Origin of the sequence: Actinosynnema sp. ALI-1.44, assembly GCF_001984155.1 — a bacterium.
Classification (GTDB): domain Bacteria; phylum Actinomycetota; class Actinomycetes; order Mycobacteriales; family Pseudonocardiaceae; genus Kibdelosporangium.
Window position 1 is genome coordinate 12,180 of sequence record NZ_MTQO01000027.1, and the last position, 21,924, is coordinate 34,103.

General features: G+C 69.8%; 19 protein-coding genes. 11 read left to right on the forward strand and 8 right to left on the reverse strand.

Annotated features, from left to right (window positions below; all coding sequences use genetic code 11):
• Nucleotides 1-483: 483 nt before the first annotated feature.
• Nucleotides 484-2,220: a glycosyl hydrolase family 18 protein gene (locus tag ALI144C_RS03425; RefSeq protein WP_076985522.1), complete on the forward strand. Its 1,737-nt coding sequence runs from the start codon at nt 484-486 to the stop codon at nt 2,218-2,220.
• Nucleotides 2,221-2,564: 344 nt separating this feature from the next.
• Here the strand turns inward: ALI144C_RS03425 and ALI144C_RS03430 are convergent, their stop codons facing one another.
• The 5 genes from ALI144C_RS03430 to ALI144C_RS03450 are packed head-to-tail and all read right to left on the reverse strand — an operon-like array spanning nt 2,565 to nt 9,916.
• Nucleotides 2,565-3,968 carry an alpha/beta hydrolase gene (locus tag ALI144C_RS03430; protein ID WP_083752672.1) on the reverse strand — a complete coding sequence of 468 codons (1,404 nt, stop codon included), beginning with the start codon at nt 3,966-3,968 and terminating at the stop codon, nt 2,565-2,567.
• A 16-nt stretch (nt 3,969-3,984) separates the two neighbouring features.
• The gene (locus ALI144C_RS03435) at nt 3,985-4,560 is read right to left on the reverse strand and encodes a hypothetical protein (RefSeq protein WP_076985523.1); all 576 of its coding nucleotides are present in this window, start codon (nt 4,558-4,560) and stop codon (nt 3,985-3,987) included.
• 27 nt (nt 4,561-4,587) lie between these two features.
• Nucleotides 4,588-6,882 (reverse strand): penicillin acylase family protein, encoded by a 2,295-nt coding sequence (locus ALI144C_RS03440; protein ID WP_083752673.1) that lies wholly within the window; start codon nt 6,880-6,882, stop codon nt 4,588-4,590.
• An 11-nt stretch (nt 6,883-6,893) separates the two neighbouring features.
• Complete coding sequence (locus tag ALI144C_RS03445) at nt 6,894-9,215, reverse strand: FtsX-like permease family protein (RefSeq protein WP_083752674.1); 2,322 nt, start codon at nt 9,213-9,215, stop codon at nt 6,894-6,896.
• A complete protein-coding gene (locus ALI144C_RS03450) occupies nt 9,212-9,916 on the reverse strand; it encodes an ABC transporter ATP-binding protein (RefSeq protein ID WP_076985525.1) in 705 nt (234 codons plus the stop codon). The genes ALI144C_RS03445 and ALI144C_RS03450 overlap by 4 nt, the downstream gene beginning before the upstream one ends.
• A gap of 137 nt (nt 9,917-10,053) precedes the next feature.
• Here ALI144C_RS03450 and ALI144C_RS03455 point away from each other — a divergent pair, with 137 nt between their 5' ends.
• From ALI144C_RS03455 to ALI144C_RS03465, 3 genes are all read left to right on the forward strand, one after another.
• Nucleotides 10,054-10,866, forward strand: coding sequence for a sensor histidine kinase (locus tag ALI144C_RS03455; RefSeq protein ID WP_076985526.1), 813 nt, complete (start codon nt 10,054-10,056; stop codon nt 10,864-10,866).
• Complete coding sequence (locus ALI144C_RS03460) at nt 10,863-11,537, forward strand: response regulator (protein WP_076985527.1); 675 nt, start codon at nt 10,863-10,865, stop codon at nt 11,535-11,537. The genes ALI144C_RS03455 and ALI144C_RS03460 overlap by 4 nt, the downstream gene beginning before the upstream one ends.
• 82 nt (nt 11,538-11,619) lie before the next feature.
• A complete protein-coding gene (locus ALI144C_RS03465) occupies nt 11,620-12,036 on the forward strand; it encodes a cupin domain-containing protein (protein ID WP_076985581.1) in 417 nt (138 codons plus the stop codon).
• Here ALI144C_RS03465 and ALI144C_RS54070 read toward each other — a convergent pair.
• A complete protein-coding gene (locus ALI144C_RS54070; RefSeq protein ID WP_143230376.1) occupies nt 11,930-12,598 on the reverse strand; it encodes an HAD hydrolase-like protein in 669 nt (222 codons plus the stop codon). The genes ALI144C_RS03465 and ALI144C_RS54070 overlap by 107 nt on opposite strands.
• Before the next feature lie 332 nt (nt 12,599-12,930).
• Between ALI144C_RS54070 and ALI144C_RS03475 the strand changes: the two genes are divergently transcribed.
• The 4 genes from ALI144C_RS03475 to ALI144C_RS03490 are packed head-to-tail and all read left to right on the forward strand — an operon-like array spanning nt 12,931 to nt 16,597.
• Nucleotides 12,931-13,446, forward strand: a complete 516-nt coding sequence (locus tag ALI144C_RS03475; protein ID WP_076985529.1) for a hypothetical protein — start codon at nt 12,931-12,933, stop codon at nt 13,444-13,446.
• Nucleotides 13,443-14,399: an ImmA/IrrE family metallo-endopeptidase gene (locus tag ALI144C_RS03480; protein WP_076985530.1), complete on the forward strand. Its 957-nt coding sequence runs from the start codon at nt 13,443-13,445 to the stop codon at nt 14,397-14,399. The genes ALI144C_RS03475 and ALI144C_RS03480 overlap by 4 nt, the downstream gene beginning before the upstream one ends.
• Nucleotides 14,389-15,573, forward strand: a complete 1,185-nt coding sequence (locus ALI144C_RS03485; protein ID WP_076985531.1) for an MAB_1171c family putative transporter — start codon at nt 14,389-14,391, stop codon at nt 15,571-15,573. Before ALI144C_RS03480 ends, ALI144C_RS03485 begins: the two co-directional genes overlap by 11 nt.
• A complete protein-coding gene (locus tag ALI144C_RS03490) occupies nt 15,551-16,597 on the forward strand; it encodes an LLM class flavin-dependent oxidoreductase (RefSeq protein ID WP_076985532.1) in 1,047 nt (348 codons plus the stop codon). Before ALI144C_RS03485 ends, ALI144C_RS03490 begins: the two co-directional genes overlap by 23 nt.
• On the opposite strand, the gene ALI144C_RS03495 is transcribed toward ALI144C_RS03490, so the two are convergent.
• Nucleotides 16,525-18,081: an amidase gene (locus ALI144C_RS03495; RefSeq protein WP_076985533.1), complete on the reverse strand. Its 1,557-nt coding sequence runs from the start codon at nt 18,079-18,081 to the stop codon at nt 16,525-16,527. The two genes, ALI144C_RS03490 and ALI144C_RS03495, sit on opposite strands and share 73 nt — an antisense overlap.
• Nucleotides 18,082-18,162: 81 nt before the next feature.
• Between ALI144C_RS03495 and ALI144C_RS03500 the strand changes: the two genes are divergently transcribed.
• Both ALI144C_RS03500 and ALI144C_RS03505 read left to right on the forward strand, forming a co-directional pair.
• Nucleotides 18,163-18,552, forward strand: a complete 390-nt coding sequence (locus ALI144C_RS03500; RefSeq protein WP_076985534.1) for a MerR family transcriptional regulator — start codon at nt 18,163-18,165, stop codon at nt 18,550-18,552.
• 75 nt (nt 18,553-18,627) lie between these two features.
• The gene (locus tag ALI144C_RS03505) at nt 18,628-19,638 is read left to right on the forward strand and encodes a LacI family DNA-binding transcriptional regulator (RefSeq protein ID WP_237773951.1); all 1,011 of its coding nucleotides are present in this window, start codon (nt 18,628-18,630) and stop codon (nt 19,636-19,638) included.
• On the opposite strand, the gene ALI144C_RS03510 is transcribed toward ALI144C_RS03505, so the two are convergent.
• Nucleotides 19,633-20,271 carry a flavodoxin family protein gene (locus tag ALI144C_RS03510; RefSeq protein WP_076985535.1) on the reverse strand — a complete coding sequence of 213 codons (639 nt, stop codon included), beginning with the start codon at nt 20,269-20,271 and terminating at the stop codon, nt 19,633-19,635. The genes ALI144C_RS03505 and ALI144C_RS03510 overlap by 6 nt on opposite strands.
• 196 nt (nt 20,272-20,467) lie before the next feature.
• Between ALI144C_RS03510 and ALI144C_RS03515 the strand changes: the two genes are divergently transcribed.
• Nucleotides 20,468-21,793: an alpha-lytic protease prodomain-containing protein gene (locus ALI144C_RS03515; RefSeq protein ID WP_076985536.1), complete on the forward strand. Its 1,326-nt coding sequence runs from the start codon at nt 20,468-20,470 to the stop codon at nt 21,791-21,793.
• Nucleotides 21,794-21,924 lie beyond the last annotated feature (131 nt).

The following is a 21,924-nucleotide window of genomic DNA, read 5'->3' on the forward strand; positions in this document are numbered from 1 at the left end:
GCGACGCTCCTCGCGCCCGTACAGCCTGTACCGCTACCGGTGGGTATGGATATGTCGCGAGGGGAGCATGCTAGCGCCCCCCAATTGTGGGGAACCACCAAAAGCCCACTTGCCGCCGGGTCGCTACGCTGGACCGGGTGACGCGTTTCACCCTGTTGTACAGGCCTTGCTCTGATTTTCCCGGCGTGTCCTGACCAGGGCAACCCGCGCTTGGACGTCATACCCCTACAAAAGCACCCCTAAAAAGCCCCAGTCCGCGCCGCGTGGGCCGCCGTACCGGTACCGGACGCCCCACGAGGAACCTCAGTCCACGAAGGACACTTCGCCAGACGTCCCCTTGCTGCGCTTTTGGGCGTTATGTGACGGCAAGTTGCCCCGAACAGCGTCTGGCTATGAGGTCTAGACCACTTCACACTCGGGTGCGTCAAGTTCATGGGTCGAGGCGCGACGACATCATGACCTCCCCTGCACTGGAGCACACCCATGAGAAGACTGTTCTCCCTGGCGGCGACCGTGGTCACCGCCCTCGGGCTCACGGTCGCCACCAGCACACCCGCCACCAGCACACCCGCGAACGCCGCGCCACTGCCCAGCCACGTCTTCGCCCCGTACTTCGAGGCGTGGACCGGTGAGAGCCCCGCCGCACTGGCCCAGCAGTCCGGTGCCAAGCACCTGACCATGGCGTTCCTGCAGACCGCGACCGCCGGGTCCTGCACGGCGTACTGGAACGGCGACGCCGGGATGCCGATCTCCCCCAGCACGTTCGGCGCCGACATCACCACCATCAAGTCCCGTGGCGGCGACGTGATCCCGTCGTTCGGCGGCTACACGGCCACCACCACCGGTACCGAGATCGCCGACAGCTGCACCAACGTCAGCCAGATCGCGGCCGTGTTCCAGAACGTGATCACCACGTACGACATCAGCCGGATCGACCTGGACATCGAGGCCGACTCGCTGACCAACGCGGCGGGCATCGACCGCCGCAACAAGGCGATCAAGCAGGTCGAGGACTGGGCCGCGAGCAACGGCCGCACCATCCAGTTCTCCTACACGCTGCCCACCACCACGCAGGGCCTCGCCGAAAGCGGCCTCGCCGTGCTGCGCAACGCCGTCAGCAACAACGCGCGCGTCGACGTGGTCAACCTCATGACGTTCGACTACTACGACAACCAGCCGCACGACATGGCCCGTGACACCCAGACCGCCGCCGAGGGCCTGGTTCGCCAACTGGGCGCGCTGTACCCGGGCAAGACCCAGGCACAGCTGTGGGCGATGGTCGGCGTCACCGAGATGATCGGGATCGACGACTTCGGCCCGGCCGAGACGTTCACCACCGCCAACGCGACGACCGTCTACAACTGGGCGGTGGCCAAGGGGATCAACACCCTGTCGTTCTGGGCGCTGCAGCGCGACAACGGCAACTGCCCCGGCACCGGCGGCCGCAACGACTGCTCGGGCATCGAGCAGGACACCTGGTACTTCAGCCGCACCTTCGCGCCGTTCACCGGCCAGAACCCCAATCCCGGCAACGACTTCTCGGTGGCGCTGAACCCAGGCACCGGCGCGGTGGACCCGGGCGCGGCGACCACGGCGGCGATCACCACGGCCGTCACCTCCGGCACAGCGCAGACCGTGAACTTCACCGTGACGGGCACGCCGCCCGGTGTCACGGCGACTGTCAACCCGTCCTCGGTGACCGCGGGCGGCTCGGCGACGCTGAACATCTCCACCACGTCGGCGGCACCGCCGGGGTCCTACCCGCTGACGATCACCGCCACCTCACCGGCCGCGAGCCACAACGTGGTCTACACGTTGACAGTGAACGGAAGCGCGCCGTCCGGTGGCATCCTCAACGCGGGCTTCGAGTCGGGAGCACTGACTCCGTGGTCGGGTCAGGGTGACGCCGTCGTCAGCTCGCCGACGCACTCCGGCACGAAGGCGTTGCAGGTCAACGCGACGGGGTCGTCGACCGGTCAGGCGTCGCAGGCCGTGACCCTCGAGCCCAACAAGAGCTACACCCTGAAAGCCTGGGTGCAGGGCAACTTCGCGTACCTCGGCGTCAGCGGTGGCGCGACCGCCAGCGCGTGGACGTCGTCCACCGCGTGGAAGCAGTTGTCGGTTCCGTTCACCACCGGCGCGTCGGGCGCGGTGACGGTGTACGTGCACGGGTGGTACGGCCAGGGCACGGTGTACGCCGACGACTTCACCGTCAGCTAGCCGCGTTGTCTCCCACCCGCACACCGGGTGGGAGACACCTCAACTCCCGCGGTATCCGCAGAACAGGCGATGACACGTACTCGACCGTGGCGTGCTGGAGGCGGCACCCGCGCAGCGCTTCGAGTACCCCTTCGACGATCGCGACCGCGCGTGCCTGGCCGGGACACTGATGTGGCCCGGCACCGAACGGCCGTGCGGTCCGCCTGACTCCTGACGGCGAACGCGCACTGCACGACCTCCTCGGAATCGACGCGGCCACAACCGTCGGCTAACGCCGTGTTCACCCGCAACCAATGTGGCCTTCGTTGCGTTTCGCGCAACGAAGGCCACATTGGTTGCACGGGTCAGCACGCTGTGGTGGGCGGTGGGAGTGTCCGGGTGATGAGGTAGTCGACCGTTCGAGCGTTGGCGCACTCGTTGTGCATCGGCCATGCGGTGTGACCGTCGCCGTCCCACCGCACCAGCATGCTGTTGGGCAGCTCGCGGCGGGTGTTCTCGGCCCACGGCCGGGGCGTGGCCACGTCGTGCGCGCCGGAAACCAGCAGTACCGGCGGTAGTTGTGCGGCGGGCCGCCACGGGTGTGGTTGCCATCGGGCCGGTATCGGCCAACCCACGCAGCCGGACATGATGTCCCAGAATTCCGAGTAACCCCTTAGCGCAGGCGCCGCTTCACGGACCGTGCGCCCGAGTTCCGGCAGGCGCGCGGCGATGCCCCGTGTGTCGACGTCCTGGCAGATGATCGACCGATACGCGCCGTAGCCCCAGGAATCGCTCTGGTCCAGTGCGGTGCCGTCGCCCTGTCGCGCGGCCTTCAGGGCTTGGGCCAGGTCCGGGTACAGGCCTGGCGACTGCAGGCGCGCGTTCACGCCCATCTGCACTTCCCGCGCGGTCACGTTCGCCTGTCCGGCTTTGAGCTCACCGCGGTCGGCCATGTCCTGGATCGACCGCAGGGCGTCCGGCACGTCGACACCGCACCCGTCCTGCCCGGCACACCACTCGGCGAACCAGTTCACGCTGTCCTGCACGGCTTTCGCGTCGTCGACGGCGAGTTCGTCCGCGCCCAGTGACCGGTCGACGATTCCGTCCAGCACCAGCGCGCGCAGCCGGTCCGGGAATCGTTCGGCGTAGGCACGGCCGAGCATCGAACCGTAGGACACGCCGAGGAAACTGATCTGCTGCTCCCCCAGCAACGAACGCACGGCGTCCATGTCGTGGGCCACGCTCATCGTGTCCAGGTGCTCCGCGGACGTCCCGTGGCACGATTCGGCGAACGCCACATTCGCCGCCATGAGATCCCGGACACCCTCGGCATCGCTGGGGAAGCGGTCCACCGCCGGGTCGTGGGCCGGTTCGGAGCACTGGATCGGTTCGCTGCCCGCGACCCCGCGCGGATCGATCCCGACGACGTCGAACCGTTCCATCAGGGACTTTCCGATGTACTGGTCGGCGTACTGGGGCTGGGTCAGGTACCCGACCGCGCCCGAGCCAGGCCCGCCCGGGTTGAACATCAGCACGCCCACCCGCTTGGCCTCGTCCGCCGCCGACAGCCGGGCTATCCGCAGGGTGACCTGTCCGCGCCCGGTCGACCAGTCCGCGGGCACGCGCACGGTCGCGCACCGCACCGGATGGTCCTTCGGCGCCTCCGGGCACGTCCGCCAGTCGATCGCCTCCCTGGCCTGTGCCTGCGCGCACGTGAACATCGTGCTCGCCACGACCACCGCGAGCATGACAGATTGGATCTTGGTCACCCGGCCATGGTATTCCCTACGGGACCACACGCAACGCCGCTGATATCCGCTGGTCGGCGGTCGTCCACGGCCGTGGGTGCAGGACGGGCACGCCGTGCTGGGCGGCCTGCTCGGCGAGCCACACGCCGTAGGCGAGGCTGCATTCGGCCCGTTTGCGCTGGATCCCTTCCTCGGGTTCACGGGCGGCGTAGTTGCCGACCAACTGCTCGAGGTCCGGTTCGTGCACGACGACCGCCCGTACCGCGTCGTCCCAGCCCGTTCCCAGTTCAGGAACGATGTAGTCACCTTCGATGACCACCGGCGTGGCGGTCTCGACGTGGTTGGCGATCACCGCGCGCACAGCGGGCGCCAGCACACGGGCGGTGGCGATCTGCATGTCGACGATCTCCTGGACCGAGAGCCGCCGCTCCGCGTCGGGATGGTCCTCCCAGTAGTGCAGTTCCGGCTGGTGCGCCGCTGTGGTGAGCCGCTGCGCGGCGATCACCAGATCGTCCACTTCGACCAGGGCGGCGCCCGTCCGGCGGGCGAGCGGGTAGCTCAGCATCGTCTTGCCCGCGCCGGACGGGCCACTCACGAGGAAAACCTGTGTCACCGGACCATCTTGCCGTCCGGCCGCGTCCTACCTGAGCACCCGCACGGTCAGCCGCGGGTCACGGGCGATCTCGGCGTCGGTGAACAGCCCGGTCACCCACTGTTTGCCCGCGTACAGGCGGGCTTGGTCGGTGTGGTGCGGTGACGCCTCGTCCACCGACTGGCCGTGGATCAGGATGCTGCGCATCCGCGGGCCGCCGCGGGTCAGCTCGGCGGCCATGATGAAGCTGGACCCGTGCCGGATGTCCGGGGCCTGGCCGACGGGCTCGCGGCTGTACGGGCCGTTGATGACGTTGAAGCAGCCTTCCACCCCGTTGCAGCCGTGGATCGGGATTCCCGCGTACCGCTGGACGGTGTCCAGCGGCAGATCCACCGGCACCCCGGCGGCGGCGAACGCTTTCACAGTGTCGGCAAGCGCTTGCTTGATCCGGGGGTGGTCGGCGTTGATGTCCCGCGGGGTGCGCGCCGGGTCGGCCGGGTCGAACGGCACCCGCCACATGTCGGGCCCGCGCATCCCGCTGTTGCCGTAGACACGCCAGAAGTACGCGCCTCGGCCGCGTTCACCGGTCTCGCCTTTACCGTCCCACGCGGCCAAGGCGGCGCACGCGGCGCGGACGTCGACCGGGGTGCCGTCCTTGGCGGTCAGCACCGGATTCGCCTGGCACATGGCGACGATCGCCGCACGACCCTGTTCCGCGGTCAGGTTGCGGTTGCCGAGCATGGTCGCCTGCAGCGTGGGCAGGGTGAAGCCGGGCGCGCCGAGGCCGTCGCTGCCGTCGAGCCGATCGGCGATCATGTCCAGCCCCAGCCGAGTGCGGGGCGACCGTTCGGTGCCGACGTTGCCGACGATCGACGGGTAACCGGTCAGCGGCTGCGCCGGATTGGCCAGCCACGGGCTGTTGTTCATGTTGCTGACGTGGTCCTGCCGCACGAGGCTCGGCAGCCTGCCCGGTCCCAGCCGACCGGGCACGACGGCGTCCGGGTCGCTCCCCCAGCCACACGACGAACGGCTGCCGTCGAGTACCAGCCTGCCGATCTGCGGGGTGGTCGTGCAGCGGGCTCGCATCTCGTCGGTGACGTGCGGAACGACCTGGATGTCGGCGTAGTACGCGGTTCCGCCGCTGTCCGCGGCGATGGTGTTCGTCCACGGCAGCCCCTGGTGGCGTTTGAGCGCCGCGTGCACGTCGCGGACGTTGCCGGATCGGGCGATCGCCAGCCATTGGTCCACCAGACGCAGGTTGTCGGCGTTGGCGTCGCGGAACACGTACGCCGTGCTGTCGGTCCACTCCCCTGGGCCGGGCACCTCGTAGAGCGGGCCTTCCGGTGTGCGGTAAAGGGTTCTGGTGACCGGGCGGACGCTGCCGTCGGGTTGGCGGGCCGCGACGGTCACCTGCTCGCTGGTCATCCGGTGCGTCCGGCCGTCCACGACGTAGCTCGTGGGGTCGCCGGGCACGAGCGCCAGTTTGCTCAGCGTTGTCGTTTCCGCGTCGGATGTGGTGTGACTCCACGCCATCCGGTCGTTGTGGCCGATCACGACGAACGGCGCACCGCCGATGGCTGCGCCGCTGACGTTCAACTCGCCCGGGATCGTGAGGTGCTGCTGGTAGAACCGGAAGTCGTCCTGCCACAGGAAATGCGGGTTGCCGAGCACCATCCCGGTGCCGCCGCTCGTCGCCGCCTTCCCCAGGCCGATCGCGTTGCTGCCGATGTCCTCGGGGCGGGCCACCGGTGTGGCGGGCGGCACGGGTGAGCCGGGCGGTTGTGCCGACACGAGGTTCTCGGGTGCCGACTCGCCGCCTTCGAAGGTGGCGACCTGGTAGATCCGCCGCCACATGTCGATCTCGGTGAGCGGCCGGACCCACTGCGCGCCACGGCATGCGGCGTCCGGCAGGTTCGAGGCGCCTTTCTCAGCGAGATAACGGTTGTAGCCGTCGGCGTAGCCACGCATCAGGTCACGAGCCTGGCGTGACGGGCCGTTCGGCGCGGCCAGCAGCCGTTCGACCACACGCGACTGGTTGACCCGCTGGTGGTAGAGGTCACTGACCAAGTTGTTGTCGCCGCTCAACGTGGTCGCGTCCGGGCCGTACCACCGGGACCGTTCACCGGACAACGTCACCGCGATGTCGGCGAGAGCACACGCGTTGTCCTCGGCGTACGCGTATCCGGCGCCCAGACCCAGGCCACGGTGGTCGGCTGCCTTGATGTGCGGGATCCCGTAGGACGTCCGCCGGATCACCGTCCCCTGCCCGTCCGGGCTCGCGGCAGCGGGCACACCCACGAGCAGCCCCGCCAGCAACGGCAGGACACCCCAGTATCTTTTCATTCCAGTCCTTTTCATTCGTTGTGCAGGACCGCGGCGATCGAGATCCGCGCCGCGCCCCGCGCCGGGACGAGAGCGCCGAGAACGGCGATGAGGATTCCCACGAGGGCAAGCAAAGCGAGCACAGGCGCGTGGTAGACGTCCATGATCACGTCGACCGCGTCGGCCTGCCCCGCACGTGCCATCGCCGGAGCGACGACTTGGTGGACGGCCACCCCGAGCGGCAGTCCGACCAAGCCGCCAACCACCCCCAGCGCTCCCATGGAGGTCACCAGCATCACCGTGACCTGCCGCGGGGTCATCCCGATCGACTTGAGCATGCCCAGGTCACGCCTGCGTTCACGGGCGTTGAGCAGCACGGTGTTGAACACGCCCAGCGCCGCGACCGCACCGAGCAGGACGGTCAGGATCGTGGCCGTGCTGGTGATGATCACAGCGGTGGACGAGGCACCTTCACGGGGCGGCAACGCCCGCAGGCCCGGGTCCTTGGCCGTGACGGCGGACGTGAACGCCTGCCTGTCCGTACCGGGCCGCAGCCCGACCTGGTACGACTGCGCACGGGTACCCGGCATCAGCTGCTCAAGGGTGTCCCACGCGGCGAAGATCTGGTCGGCGTTGTTGGTCAGCACGACCCCGACGATCGTCAACTGGGTCCGGTTGCCCCGCAGTTCGGCCGTGAAGGTGTCACCGAGCTTGAACCCGCGCTGGTTGAGGAACCGCGACGGGGCCGCCACCTGCCCAGGCCCGTCCGGGAAGTGCCCGGCCAGCACGCGCGGCCCGAGCGCGGCGGTGTCACCGCGGTGGAAGCCGATCTCGGCCTCCTGGGTGCCACCGGACACCTGCGTGGTCAATCTGGACACGGCGAGCACGGAGGCCGTGCCGGGCAGCGAACGCAACATCGACTCGTCCTCGGAGTCGCTGAGCGTCGCGGCCGGGAGCGGGGGTCCGCCCGGTTCCACCATCGCGGGCATGCCGGGCGGGCGTCCCGCCAACAACTCGACCCGGTTGTCGTAACTCGGCCTGACCGCGTCGTTGTACGCGATCACCGACATCGTCACGCCCACAGCGAGCGTCACGATCGTGACGCCGAGGACGACCGCGGCCATCGTCAGGAAGGACCGGGCGGGACGGGCGAACGGCATGCCGAGGCCGAGGCTGACCGAGCGCGGCAACCGCAGTCCGCTGAGCCACCGCTGAACCCGCAGAGCCCTGCCGACGCGCTGGGTGCTGCCCGCGCTGATCGCCTGGGCGGCCGACAGGCGGCGCGCCCGCAGCGCCGGGAGCAGCGCGGCCAACGCGACCAGCACGGGCATCCCCAGCACCGCGACGACGTTCACCCAGGGTGCGAAGCTGATGTTCTCGACCCCGAAGCCCTCGATGGCGTCCGCGACGACCGGCTGGGTGAAGACGTTGCCGGTGATCGTGCCGAGCACGCAGCCCGCGACGGCCGGGACCGACACCATCGCCAGGTAGACCGCCATGACCTGGTTGGGCGTGAAGCCGAGCGCCTTGAGCACGCCGATGTGCCGCAACCCCGCGACGACCGCTCCGCTGACCACGTTGGCGACGATCAGGACCGCCACCACGACCCCGAGGATGCCGAAGACCATCAGGAACGGGATGAACACGCCCATCTCGGACGTGGCCTTGTCCCGCACGGTCAGGTACGACAACGACCCGAGCACCCCGTCCATACCCGCGACCGCGGTCTGGCCCGCGCTGATGTCGGCGGCAGTTGTCGCGTGGGCGAACCGGTACAGCATCTGGTACGCCGTCGGCCGCAGGTCACGCACTTGGCCGGGTGTCACCCAGGCGTCGGCGGATCCGCTCACCGAGTACGCGAACCCGACGACCGTCAGCGCCGGGCCACGGGGAACGGTGATGCTAAGGCCGACCTTGATCCGGCCCGAGTCCGCGCCGGGTGTCCGGTTCAGCACGATCTCGCCCGGTGCGGTCGCCCACCGGCCGTTCCACACGTTCAGCCGGTCCACCGGCCCGCCGGGATCGGCACGGCCGACCGTGGTCAGCGAGCCGAGGAAGGTGTCGCTGTCGGACGTGTCGATGCTGGCCTGGCCGAACGGGCCCGCCGACGACTCGGCGTGCCGCGCGGCCTCGGTGAGCCGGGCCTCGGTCACCTTGGCCTGGTCGAACGCCACGACCAGATGCGCGCCGCTCTGCTGGGCGAACGCACGGTCGAACGGCGCGGCCGACGCGTCCAGCAAGCCGAGCGCCATCACCGTCGTGGCCGTCGCGGCCCACACCACGACGCCGATCACGATCGTCTGCAACTTGCGACGCCTGATCGCGGCCCGTGCAGCAGTCCAGACCGCGTTCACAGGGTGCGCTCCAGGCTGTTCTCCCGCGCGATCCGGCCGTCGACGACCTCGACCACCCGGCTGGCGCACCGGGTGGCCAACCGTTCGTCGTGGGTGACCAGCAACAGCGTCTGGCCGATCTGGTTGAGGTCGAGCAGCAGGTCCATCACCTGCTCGCCGGAGCGGCTGTCCAGTGCGCCGGTGGGTTCGTCGGCCAGCAGCAGCGCGGGCCGGTTCATCAGCGCCCGCGCCACGGCGACCCGTTGCCGCTCCCCGCCGGACAGCTGGGCCGGGTAGATGTTCCTGCGGCCCGCGATGCCGAGTTCGCCGAACAGCTCCACCGCGCGTTTGCGGGCCTGACCCGCCGGTGTCCCGGTCAGCTGGGCGGCGAGCGCGACGTTGTCCAGCGCGGAGAGGTCGTCGAGCAGGTTGAAGAACTGGAAGATCATGCCGATCTTGTGCCTGCGGAACACCGCGAGGCCGGTTTCGCTCAGCGTGGTCAGGTCGTTGCCGTGCACGACCACCGACCCGGACGTCGGCCGGTCGAGGCCCGCGACCATGTTCAGCAGCGTCGACTTGCCGCTGCCGGACGGCCCCATCACCGCGACCGCCTCGCCCGCCTCGATCGTCAGCGACACGCCGTCAAGCGCCACAGAGTCGCTGTACTCCTTGCGCACCGCCGTCAGTCGAACGACCGCGTCGTGCTCGTCCTCGCTCCGCATAGCGGTAATCCTGCGTGCCCGGCGGGAAACCGGCATCAGTCCGGGGAGGTAACCCGCCACGCGGGTCATCCCGGGGATGTAGGCGCTGCATCCGGGGAGTGATGCAGGGATCCGAGTCCCTCTGGGAGAGTGGTGTCATGTGGCACCTCGGGGAAGGCTGGCTGGCCGTGGCGGTCCTCGCGTGCCTGGCGGCGGTGTTCTTCGCGGTCCGGCTGGCCAGGGCCGAACGCGCCCACACCCGCGCGGTGCAGGAGCGCGGCTGGCTGCTGGAGCGGGAACGGCAGACCGCCGCGGACAGCGCCGTCGACGCCGAGCGCGCCAGGATCGCGCGGGAGCTGCACGACATCGTCAGCCACAACGTCAGTGTCATGGTCGTGCAGGCCGGAGCGGCCCGCCGGGTGCTCGCCACGGAAACCGACGAGGCCACGGACGCGTTGCTGGCGGTCGAGACCGCGGGCCGTGACACCATGACCGAGCTGCGGCACATGCTCGGCCTGCTGTCCCCCGCGGTCGAGGGCGACGAGGTGGACCGCCTGTCGCCGCAGCCGGGCCTAAGCAGGCTCAGCTCGTTGGTCGACCGGATCAGCTTCGCCGGGCTGCCGGTGGAGGTGCGCGTCTCCGGCAAGCCGGTGCCGCTGCCGTCCGGTGTGGACCTCACGGCGTACCGGGTCGTCCAGGAGGCGCTGACCAACGCGCTCAAACACGGCGACGGGCGGAAAGCCGAGGTGACAGTGCGGTACGCGGAGCACTACCTGCGCGTCGAGGTGCTCAACAGCGGGCCGAGCGTGTTGTCGGGGACGGCGGTGGAACTGCCTGCTGACCCCGGTGAGGGACGCGGGTTGCTGGGGTTGCGGGAACGGGTGGCGGTCCTCGGCGGGGACCTGGACGCGCGGCGGCGGCTCGGCGGCGGGTTCCGCGTCCGCGCCAAGATCCCGATCGAGCAGTCGTGACGGGCGCGGCGCCGCGTGTCGTCATCGCGGACGACCAAGCCCTTGTCCGCACCGGGTTCCGGATGATCCTCGCCTCGGGCGGCATCGACGTGGTCGGGGAGGCGTCCGACGGCGCCGAGGCCGTCGCGGTCGTGCGCGACCTGCGACCCGACGTCGTGCTGATGGACATCCGGATGCCCACTATGGACGGTCTGGAGGCGACGAGGCGGATCCTGCGCGACCCGGCCGCGTGCCGCGTGGTGATCCTGACGACGTTCGACCTCGACCGGTACGTCTACGACGCGCTCGCCGCCGGAGCCAGTGGTTTCCTGCTCAAGGACGTCACCCCCGAGCACCTGGTGGCCGCGGTCCGGCTGGTGGAGACGGGCGACGCGTTGCTGGCGCCGTCGATCACCCGGCGGCTCGTCGAGCGGTTCGCGGCCCGTGCCGAACCGGTGCCGAACCCGCCTGCCGTCCACCGCGACCTCGCCGCGCTGACCCCGCGGGAACGGGAAGTCCTGACCCTGATCGGGCACGGGCGGTCCAACTCGGAGATCGCCGACGACCTGACCCTGAGCGAGGCCACGGTGAAGACCCATGTCGCCCGCGTCTTCGCCAAGCTGGCGTTGCGCGACCGCGCACAGGCGGTCGTGCTGGCCTACGAGACGGGGCTCGTCTCGCCCGGCGGCTGAAGGAATTCACCACGCGGTGGCCCACGATCGGGGGCCATGACTGGACCACGCGCGCGGCGCGCGCGGCAGTAACTTGGGCGACATGCTCCCTATTGGACCGTCAAAGACGAACGAATTCGACGTCCTGTTACACCAGAACCCCGTCATCACACCGAACTCGGGCGCGATGGTCGCGACCGTCGCCGTCCCGCCCGGCGATCCCGGTTCGGGGCCGCACCGGCATTCCGGCCCGGTCTTCGGCTACGTGCTGGAAGGCGAGATCCTCTTCGAACTCGAGGGCGAGGAGCCGTACGCGATCAAGGCGGGCGAGGCGTTCTGGGAACCGGGTGGTGACGTCGTGCACTACCAGGCAGGCAACCTGCGCGAGGACATCACCAGCAAGTTCGTGGTGTTCATGCTGTGTGCTCCGGACGTGCCGATGATGACCTACCTGGACGAAGAGGAGATCGCGGGACGAGCTCACCTAAGGCATCCCAGTACCCAGGCTGTTCCACAGTAGACACAGCGGTGACGCCGGCGGCGCGTGCGGCGGCGAGGTCGGCCGCACGGCTGCCGACGAACAAGCTGACGTCGGCCGGGATCGCGCTCGTCCGGATCGCCGCCGTGATCAGGTCCGGCGCGGGCGGGACGAGTGCGCGGTCCCCGGGGCCGGAGCGCGCGGCCAGGTAGCGCACGTACTGCTCGAGGTCGTGGAGCACCAGGAACGACCGGATCGCCGCGACGGCGAACCGGCCGACGACGGTGATCTTGACGGCCGCCGCGGTCAGCGTGTCGAACGCCTCGCCGACGCCGGGCGTCACCCGCGCGGCGAGCAGTGCTCCCTGTTCCATCCGGCACAGCTGGTCGTGCACCGCGCGCTCGGTGGCCGGGCCGATCGTGGCGGCGTAGTCGAGGACGACGAAGGGGTCTTCGGTCCTCGCCACCTCCGGCGGCAGCCCGCCTTCGGCGACCATCACCCGCAGCGCCTCCGCGCTCGGCAACGCAGGCGGCAGTTCGGCGATCGGGCCGTCGAACGCGACCAGCACGTGGTCCAGATCGCCCAGCCATTCCTCGACGCGCATGGTCCCCCCAACGGTGCCGAACCCCGAGAATACGCGGCGGAACGCCTGGTCGGACCCGAGAAATCGGGAAGAAAGGGCAGCCGGTGCCGCCCTGGGTGGGCAGCACCGGCTGACGCCCCCGAAAAGGGATCGCTCAGCGTCTGCCACGCAGCGAACCCGACCCCCGGTGAAGCGAACCCCCAGGCCGCTTCAGCGAAACTGTACAACACAGTTCCAGTTCAGCGCTACGCTGGAGCGTGACGGAGTGCGCGAGTAGCGCCTTCGGGGGACGCTATGCTGTGGTGTGTTGTTTTCACCCCCGAAGCGGTGCTACTCATACCCGGGGAGACGACATGACACACGACGACGCCAGCCTGAGTGAGCAGCTCAACCGCCTGTTCGACGTGCTGCGCCCAGCGCACTCGCCGGAGCGGTCCTTCACCAACCGCGAGGTCGTCACGGCGTGCCGCGCCGAGGGCTGGGACCTGTCGGAGTCACACCTGAGCGAGCTGCGCCGAGGAGTCAAGCAGAACCCGACGCTGCGCACGCTGAAGGCGGTCGCGTGGTTCTTCGACGTACCGGTCGGCTACTTCACCGACCCGGCGGCGACCGCGGCTGTCGAGCGCACCCTCGCCGAACGGGAGCAGCGGCTGCGAACGCAGCTCACCGAGAGCCGCGAAGCGCGGGACGACCTGCGTGACGCCGCCCGCGAGCTGCAGGACGCGCTGCGCGCCTCCGGTGTCACCCGGACCGCGCGCCGTGACTCGGCCGGCGACGCACGCACAGCGCGGGAGCAGGCCTCGATGATGAGAGCTCTGGCAAAGGCCTTGGTGGAGGATGACGACGAGGAGGGCGGGCCCTCCGCGTGACCACGTGGTCTGTGGCGGAGCGGTTGAACTGGCTGTTCGAGGTCCTCGTCGAGTGGGACGCGGACGGCTGGCGGCACCGGACCGACGCCGAAGCCGGGCAGGCCCTCGCCGACCTGGGCGGACAGCAGGCCGTGGAGCTGCTGCGCGCCGGTGGCACCCCGATCGCGGACCAACTGGCCGCGCTCGGCCGGTTCTTCGGCGTCGACCCGGCATTCTTCGGTGACGACCCGGCCGAGGTCGACCGCATCCACGACGACGTCCTCGCCGGTGCGCTGCGTGATTGCGGCATTCACGCGTACCAGATCTGCCGGGTGCCCCTCCCGCTCGTCATCCTGCGCAAACAGTTACAGACCGCACTGATCCGCGAACGCGCCGCCATCCTCGTCCCGCGAACGTGGCATGATGATCCACGGATCGACGGGCCGATTCGCGACGGCGGGACAACACCGATGACAGTGACGCCGATGAGCCTGGCGCAGCTGCGGGCGCTGTGCCGAAAGCTGGTGGACGACCTCGGCATGCACCCGCCCTTCGAGGCGTACGAGTTCTGCGCGCGGCTCGCCGAGCACCGCGGCCGCCGGATCAAGGTCCGCGCGACGGATCTGGGCGCCACGTCCGGTGTCGGGCACCTCGCCCCGACCGCCGACGTCGACCGGATCTTCGTCGAACGGGATTCCCCGGCGCCGCAACAGACACTGGTCATCTACCACGAGGTGATGCACATCGTGCGCGATCATCTCGCCACTGGCGACACCGTGACCTGCGGTGTCGGCCCGGCGGAGGATCCCGAGGCAGGCGCGTACACCGACTGGCGGGAATGGGAGGCCGAGGCCGGGGCGCGTGAGCTGGCGCGGCTGGCGAGCCAACGACCGGCGCCGAACAGGCTGACGCAGGCGGCGGGCTCCGTCGAGCACAGCATCGCGGCGGCGTTCGGGTTCACGCATGGACGTTGAACTGGCCATCCGATGGGCCAAAGCCGCCGTCGTCTGCGCGGTGACCGCCTGGGAGGTCGTTCAACTGACCCGCAGGCCCAAGGACGTCCCGCTGCGGGTCCTGGTCGTGGGCCTGATCCTGTTGTCCATCACCGCCACCATCGGCATCCGCACGCCGCTGCTCGACCCGATCCAGGACTTCTTCGGCTCGTCGTGGATCCACATCATCAACGGCTGCTGGATGTCCATGGCGTACTGCTGGTCGGTGTACTTCCTGCTGGTCAACAACGACCTCACGGCGAAGCTGCGCCAACGCAAGGCACTCATCGAACTCGGCATCCTCGTCACCGCCATCGTCGTCATGGTGGTGGTCAAGCACATCTCGATCGACGGCATCCAACGACCGGCCAGGAACCCCGCCCGGTTCCACGACTGGGAACGCACGGCCTGGTACGTCTCGGTCGCCGGGTACGGCCTGTTCGCGTGGTTCCTCGGCGCGTGGCGCGCGATGGCGATGCGGCGCAAGCTGACCAATCCCTGGGCGCGCGCCGCGTTCTGGATCGTCGTCGCCGGTGCCGTGGCCATGGCGCTCGGCGTCGACGCCGTGGTACTGACCCGTCAGCTCGCGCGCCAGTTCGACACCAGCTTCGACCCGGACTGGCTGACCCAGGCGTACTCCATCGGCCAGCTCGGCGGGCAGTTCACCCTGGCTCTCGGCCTGGCGCTGGCGCCGCTGGCGGCGATCGCCGCGGGCGTGCGCGCACGGTACGAACGACGGCAACGCGCCCGCTACACCCAGCGGATGCTGCCGCTGTGGCACACCCTGACCACGGAATTCCCTTACGTGGCGCTGGACGGCGAGCACGACTTCGACCGCGTCAGCACGGAGATCACCGACGGTCTCAGCGAGCTGGCCAGGGACTGCCCACGGCCGGACGGTGACCCCGGCGATCCCCACGTGGCCGCGGACGCCATCGCGACCGGGCTGACCCGGCGGGCAGAACAGCGGCGGACCAGGGAAAACGCGCAGTGGGCCGGAGACGGGGACACCACGCACGAGCCGCCGTACCCCCGGCTCGAACCCGACTTCCCGGACTGGCGCCGCCGCGCCGAGTGGATGGCCGCTGTGGCCGACGACCTGCGCACCCGGGGCGTGATCGGTGAGGACAAGCATGAGTCAGCTCGCACAGGCTGAAGTACGCCTGTCGGTATTGGACACGTCGCCGATCGTGGCCGGGTCCACCCCACGGCAGGCGCTGCACAACACGGTCGACCTCGCGCGACTGGCCGATTGCCTTGGCTACCACCGCTATTGGGTGCCCGAGCACCACAGCATGCGCGGTGTCGCGAGCTCGGCCCCAGCTGTGCTCATCGGCCACATCGCCAACGCCACCCGGCACCTGCGCGTCGGCGCGGGCGGTGTGCTGCTGCCCAACCACGCACCGATCGTGGTCGCCGAGCAGTTCGGCACGCTGGTGGCGTTCCACCCCGACCGGATCGACCTGGGCATCGGCCGCGCGCCGGGCGGCGCGAAACACGCGGTGGAACACGTCCGGCCGGAACGCGACCGGACGGCCAAGTCGATCCGCGAGCAACTGGAGGAGCTTCTCGGCTACCTCCACCCGCGTGAAGACGACCAGGTCAAGGCGATTCCCGTGCTCGGCGGCAACGTTCCCGCGCTGTGGCTGCTCGGCCAGACGCCCACCAGCGCGCAACTGGCCGGTGAGCTCGGCCTGTGCTACGCCTACGCACACCACCTCAGGCCGGACGGCGTGGCGGACACCATGCGGGCCTACCGGGAGCACTTCCGGCCGTCGGCGGCCGTGTCCCACCCGACCGCGCTGGTCAGCGCGTCGGTGATCGCCGCGGACGACGACGAACGAGCCGAATGGCTCGCCGGGTCCACCCGGCTGAAGGTGCTCAGCCGCATCCGCGGCACCCGCATCCGGTTGCCCAGCCCCGAGGACGCGGCGGCCTACCCGTACACCGAGGACGACCGCGCGGAGATCGCCAAGCAGACGGGCCGTGTCCTGGTCGGCGGACCGGAAACCCTGACCGAACACCTGCAGAAGGTCCTCGACGACACCGGCGTCGACGAGCTGATGGTGACCACGCCGGTCTACGAGCACGCGGAGCGCCGCCGTTCCTACGAGCTGCTGGCATCCATAGCCACCAAGCTGACGCCCCCCTCGTACAAGGTGTCCACGGCCGCGCGGTAACCGGGATAGGCGGCGGCTACTTCGGCGTAGGCATGACCCGGCAGACCCGCAGCCGACAGCAGGGCTTGGGCTGTGCGAGGGTCGCCGATCGGCGGGCGGCCGGGGTGGCGCGGGGTCACCGGGTCCGTGCCGGGCTTGTTCGGTGGCGTGCGCAGGTGCCAGTCCGTGTCCTGTTGGAACGCGTCGCCGACCCGCAGGACGACTGCCTCGCCGAAGGCCGGACCGGCGATCTGGCAGGACAACGGCAGCCCCCGCGCGGTGAACCCGATGGGCACGGCGAGAACCGGGTTCACGAGCGTGCTCCAGTACAGGGTGTGCACCATCGGGAAGATGGCGGAACTGTCCAGTGCGCCGTGGAATTCGTCGAACAGCGGGGCGCCGATCGCCGCTGTCGGCGAGACGATCACGTCGACATCCTCGAACAGGCGGGTGACGGCGCGCTGAGCGACCTGCCGCAGCCGCTGGGCCTGCACGTAGTCGGCGCCGGACGACATCGCGCCGAGCGCGAGCAGGCCTCGTGTACTGGTGAAATAGTCCTCCCAGCGTGCGATGAGGTCGCCGCGGTGGTGGGCGAACGCTTCACTGGCGACGGTGACGTAGGCGGCTGTTGTCATCTCGTCCAGGTACGGCAGTGAAACGTCCACAGTAGATGCTCCACGCCTCACCAGTGCCGCGACGGCTCCGTCGAAAGCGCCTGCCAGGGCGGGGTCGGTACCGTCCGGGAAGTGACCGGCGCGAACGACTCCGACATGCAGTCCCGACAGATCCGAGTCGAACACCGGACGTTCGGCCCGCCGGTCCGCGATGACGTCGAGCACGGCCGCGCAGTCACGGGCGCTGCGCGCGAGCGGACCGACCCGGTCCATGCTGTGGCTCAACGGAAGGCAGCCGTCCACCGGGACCAGGCCGTACGTCGGCATCAGGCCGGTGATCCCGCAGAACGCCGCGGGCATCCGGATGCTGCCGCCGGTGTCCGAGCCGATCGCCGCCGGGACCAGGCCCGCAGCCACCCCGCTGGCGCTGCCGGAACTGGATCCGCCCGCCCACGCCCGGGTGTCCCACGGGTTGCGCGGGATCGGCAGCGGTTTCGCCGGGTCCGGCACGCCGAAACCGAACTCCATCAACGTCGTCTTGCCCGTGATCACCGCGCCAGCCGCACGCGACCGCGCCACCACCAGTGCGTCACGACCGGTGTCCCGCCGCGGGTCGCGGACCAGGCTGTGTGCCGTGGTAGGTCCCTCGGATGTCATGATCATGTCCTTGACTGCCACGGGAATCCCGTGCAGGGGCCCGCGATCGATCCCGTCGGCCATGTCCCGGTCGGCCTGGCGCGCGGCCCGCAGCGCATGCTCGTCGAACCGCGCCAGGTAGACGCCTAGCGTCTCGTCGAGGCGGTCGGCCATGGCGAGCGCCTGTTCGACGAGGTCCACACTGGTCACCTCGCCGGCCCGCAACGCCGCTGCCGCATCCGTCAGTGTCCGCATCGATGGTTTCCCCTCTCCTGGACGAAGATCACCCGGCGACGATGTTGCCCGCTCAACCCGAGTTGAGGTCAACTGGCGGGTATGGACGCGCTCACCCCGATCCGCGTGGTCGCCGACCACTTCTCGATCCCGATCTCGACGCTGCACTACTGGGAGCGGCGCGGCCTGCTCAGCCCGCACCGCCGCTCCGGCAGGCGCTGCTACGACACCGACCAGGTCTACCGGATCGCGTTGATCCAGCTGTGGCGGCAAACCGGCACGATGAGCATCGACGAGATCGCCGACGTCCTCTCCCGACAATCCACAAAGGACAAGTGGCGGACCACCGTGCACAGCCGCGTCGGCGCGATCAAGGCGCACATCGCCGAACTCGACACAGCCTTGACGTACCTGACCCACCTGCTGGCCTGCCCGCACGGGCCCGACCTCGAGCGGTGCCCCGACTTCCGCGCACAGACAGCGATCCCGTGAGACCGGGTCACACGAGGGTGTTCGATCGCGGCGCACACGGTGAAGTGGGTGGGTACCGCCGGTTACGATTCACCCGTGACGACGATCCGGGACGTGGCGGCCGCGGCAGGGGTGTCGATCACGACCGTCTCCCACGTGCTCAGCGGGCAGGGCCGGATCCCGCAGCACACCAGGGCCCGCGTGCTCCAGGTCGCGTCCGATCTCGGCTACCGCGCGAACGTCCACGCACAGCAACTGGTCACCCGGCGCAGCCGAACCCTGGCCGTGCAGATCGCCAACTCGGTGGACCCCAGCGCGGGCGCGGTGCTCGTGCCCAACTCCGAGTACTTCCTCGAGGTGCTCAACGGCGCGGCCGAAGCCGCCGCGCAGCGCTCGTACGCGACCATCCTCGTGCCGCCGGATGCCGGGCTGGACGGTTTGGCGGCGTTCGGCGTCGACGGCGTGCTGCTGGTGGACCCGCGAGGCGACGAGCCGTTCTTCACCGGGCGCTGGCAGCGGCGGCCGTTGGTCACCATCGGCCGCCCGATCAGCCCGGCCAGGGAGGTGCCCGCCGTCGTGGACAACGACCTCGTCGGCGCGGCGGTGCGGATGGTGGATCACTTGTGGCAGCAGGGATACCGGCGACCGGCCCTGATCACCACGGACACCGCCCGGTCATACACGCACGACATCACCGCGGGTTATATCCAGGCCGTCCGGCAGCGCGGAGCGGACCCGCTGGTCGTCGAGATCGGTGAGCCGTCCACTCCGGAGGGCGCGGCCGAGGCCTTGACCAGCCTGCTCGACAGTGCCGAGCCGCCGGACGCGGTGTTCACAAGTTCGGAGATCCTCGCGCTCGGCGTGCTGCAGGAGGCGACCAGCCGGGGCATCGACGTTCCCGGCAGGCTCGGTGTCTGCAGCGCTGTCGACAGCTGCTCCCTGCGGCTGACCTCACCGCAGATCACCGGCATGTCGGTGCACCCGCGGCAGGTCGGGCACACCGCGGCGACCAAGCTGATGTCGTTGGTGGAGAACGGGATCGCGCAGGCCCAGCGGACCGAGGTCCCGGTCCGGCTCAACCCGCGCGGCTCGACGGCCCGGTCATGACGTGACCCAGACCCGGTTGGACCGCTCGGTGTCGATCCGGTAGTCGGTGACGCGGATGTCGAACAGCCGTCGCCCCAGGTCAGCGGCTTGCTCCAGCGGCGACGACGGGTCGCACCGCACCTCTCCTCTGCTGTTGCCGACCCCGATCGCCACCCCGACGAGGTCCTGGTGCAGGTAGCGGGCCAGCTCCTGGAACTGCGCGGTGAGCCCGAGCGTAGCGCCCCGGTAGCTCTCCTCGCACGAGATCAGCAGCGCCACCTTCTTGCCGGTGAGACCGGGCACGACCGCGTCACCATCCGGCGCGCTGCCGGAGGTGTAGCAGAACAGCCTGTCGTAGAAGGTTTTCAGCGCGCCGGACATGCCGTACCAGTAGAGCGGCGTGGCCACCACGAGCCCGTCGGCGGGGACGACCTTGTCCAGCAACAGTTCGTCGTAGCGGTCGCCGACCGTGCACGCCCCTGCGGCGTCACGGCAGGTCCGGCAGTCGCGGAACAGCCCCTGCACGTAGTCGTTGAGGTGGACGAGTTCGACGTCGTGGCCTGCCGCACGCGCACCCTCCGCCGCGGCGTTCGCCATCGTCCACGAGTTGCCGTCACGTCGTGGGCTCGAGCTGAGCACCAGGACCTTCTTCATGCTGGCGTGCCTTTCCCACGGGACCGTGCAAAAACGGTTTTGCACGGCAGTGTAGCCCACCGTGGAAGCCTTCGCCCGCCCCACTCGTCCATAGCCGGGCGTTATCGCTGATTGACATGTCCGCCGTCGGCACGAGATCCGATACCGTTTTTGGTCTATACCAATCCGGATCCCCCTGCTACCCCGGAGACTCAAGATGAACTGGAAAGACGCGTGTCGATGGGCGGTGGCGTCGTCGATCGTGGCGACAGTCGCCTCATCGGTTTTCGCCTTACCCGCCACCGCGGCGCCGATTCCGGGCCCGAAGCCGACTGTCGCGCCGGAAATGCTGGCCGCCATGCAGCGCGACCTCGGGCTGACCGCCGATCAGGCCCTTGCTCGCCTTGACCGCGACCGGCGCGGCGCGACGCTCGAGCAGGCACTCGCCCCGAAGCTCGGCGAGAGCTTCGCCGGTGCGTGGCTCGCCCCCGGCGCCGACCGGCTGACCGTGGCCACCACCGACCCGGCGAAGACCGACCAGATCCGTTCCGCGGGCGCGGAGGCCCGCGTGGTCGGCTACAGCTACCGGCAGCTCGACCAGACCAAGCGCAGCCTCGACGGCCTCGGCTACGCCGCGCCGAAGTCGGTGCCCGGCTGGCACGTCGACATCGTGACCAACACCGTCACCGTCCTGACGCACCCGAACGCACGCGACGCCGCGCGCTCGTTCGTCGCGTCCGCCGGTGTCAACCCCGCCACCGTCCGGTTCGTGGACTCGGACCTGGCCCCGCGTCCGCTGTACGACGTGCGCGGCGGCGACCAGTACGGCATCAACAACCAGTCGCTGTGCTCCGTCGGTTTCTCGGTCAACGGCGGTTTCGTCACCGCAGGCCACTGTGGAACGGTCGGCTCGTCGACCGTGGGCTCCAACGGAGTCGCACAGGGCACGTTCCAGATCTCGTCGTTCCCGGGCAACGACTACGCGTTCGTCGCGACGAACTCGCAGTGGACCCCCAAGGCCGTGGTGAACCGCTACGACGGCAGCACTGTCGGCGTGGCGGGCTCCCAGGAGGCCGCGATCGGCGCGGCGGTGTGCCGTTCCGGCCGGACCACCGGCTGGAAGTGCGGAACCATCCTCGGCAAGAACGAGTCCGTGACCTACCCCGAGGGCACCATCACCGGCATGACGCGGACCAACGCGTGTGCCGAGCCCGGTGACTCCGGTGGTTCGTGGCTGGCAGGCCAGCAGGCCCAGGGCGTGACGTCCGGCGGTTCCGGCAACTGCTCGCAGGGCGGGACGATCTGGTTCTACCCGCTCGGCGTGATCCTCGCCAGGACCGGCAAGACCCTGATCACCGAAGGCGGCGGGGAACCCCCGGTCGGCTGCGAGGGCATCGCCGCGTGGAGCGCCACCACCGGTTACGCCCCCGGTGACGTCGTGGGACACGCCGGGCACAAGTGGGAATCGACCTACTGGTCGACCAACGCGGAACCGGGCGACCCCCGCTCGTGGGCCGTGTGGAAGGACGCCGGCGCCTGCTGAACGCCGGTGAACCGGCGGGGACCCGTCGCAGGGAGACAGGTTAACTGGTGGGACTCCGCCACTGGCCATGCCGGTGATCGTGCAGATCACCGGCATGGCCGCTTCGGGGTGTCTGAAATCCAGTCGCCTCC

What these genes read in the sequence shown, in the direction of transcription:
- ALI144C_RS03425 (WP_076985522.1), top strand. Translation starts at nt 484, where the DNA reads ATGAGAAGACTGTTCTCCCTGGCGGCGACCGTGGTCACCGCCCTCGGG.
- ALI144C_RS03440 (WP_083752673.1), bottom strand. Translation starts at nt 6,882, where the DNA reads ATGAAAAGATACTGGGGTGTCCTGCCGTTGCTGGCGGGGCTGCTCGTG.
- ALI144C_RS03450 (WP_076985525.1), bottom strand. Translation starts at nt 9,916, where the DNA reads ATGCGGAGCGAGGACGAGCACGACGCGGTCGTTCGACTGACGGCGGTG.
- ALI144C_RS03455 (WP_076985526.1), top strand. Translation starts at nt 10,054, where the DNA reads ATGTGGCACCTCGGGGAAGGCTGGCTGGCCGTGGCGGTCCTCGCGTGC.
- ALI144C_RS03465 (WP_076985581.1), top strand. Translation starts at nt 11,620, where the DNA reads ATGCTCCCTATTGGACCGTCAAAGACGAACGAATTCGACGTCCTGTTA.
- ALI144C_RS54070 (WP_143230376.1), bottom strand. Translation starts at nt 12,598, where the DNA reads ATGCGCGTCGAGGAATGGCTGGGCGATCTGGACCACGTGCTGGTCGCG.
- ALI144C_RS03475 (WP_076985529.1), top strand. Translation starts at nt 12,931, where the DNA reads ATGACACACGACGACGCCAGCCTGAGTGAGCAGCTCAACCGCCTGTTC.
- ALI144C_RS03485 (WP_076985531.1), top strand. Translation starts at nt 14,389, where the DNA reads ATGGACGTTGAACTGGCCATCCGATGGGCCAAAGCCGCCGTCGTCTGC.
- ALI144C_RS03490 (WP_076985532.1), top strand. Translation starts at nt 15,551, where the DNA reads ATGAGTCAGCTCGCACAGGCTGAAGTACGCCTGTCGGTATTGGACACG.
- ALI144C_RS03495 (WP_076985533.1), bottom strand. Translation starts at nt 18,081, where the DNA reads ATGCGGACACTGACGGATGCGGCAGCGGCGTTGCGGGCCGGCGAGGTG.
- ALI144C_RS03500 (WP_076985534.1), top strand. Translation starts at nt 18,163, where the DNA reads ATGGACGCGCTCACCCCGATCCGCGTGGTCGCCGACCACTTCTCGATC.
- ALI144C_RS03510 (WP_076985535.1), bottom strand. Translation starts at nt 20,271, where the DNA reads ATGAAGAAGGTCCTGGTGCTCAGCTCGAGCCCACGACGTGACGGCAAC.
- ALI144C_RS03515 (WP_076985536.1), top strand. Translation starts at nt 20,468, where the DNA reads ATGAACTGGAAAGACGCGTGTCGATGGGCGGTGGCGTCGTCGATCGTG.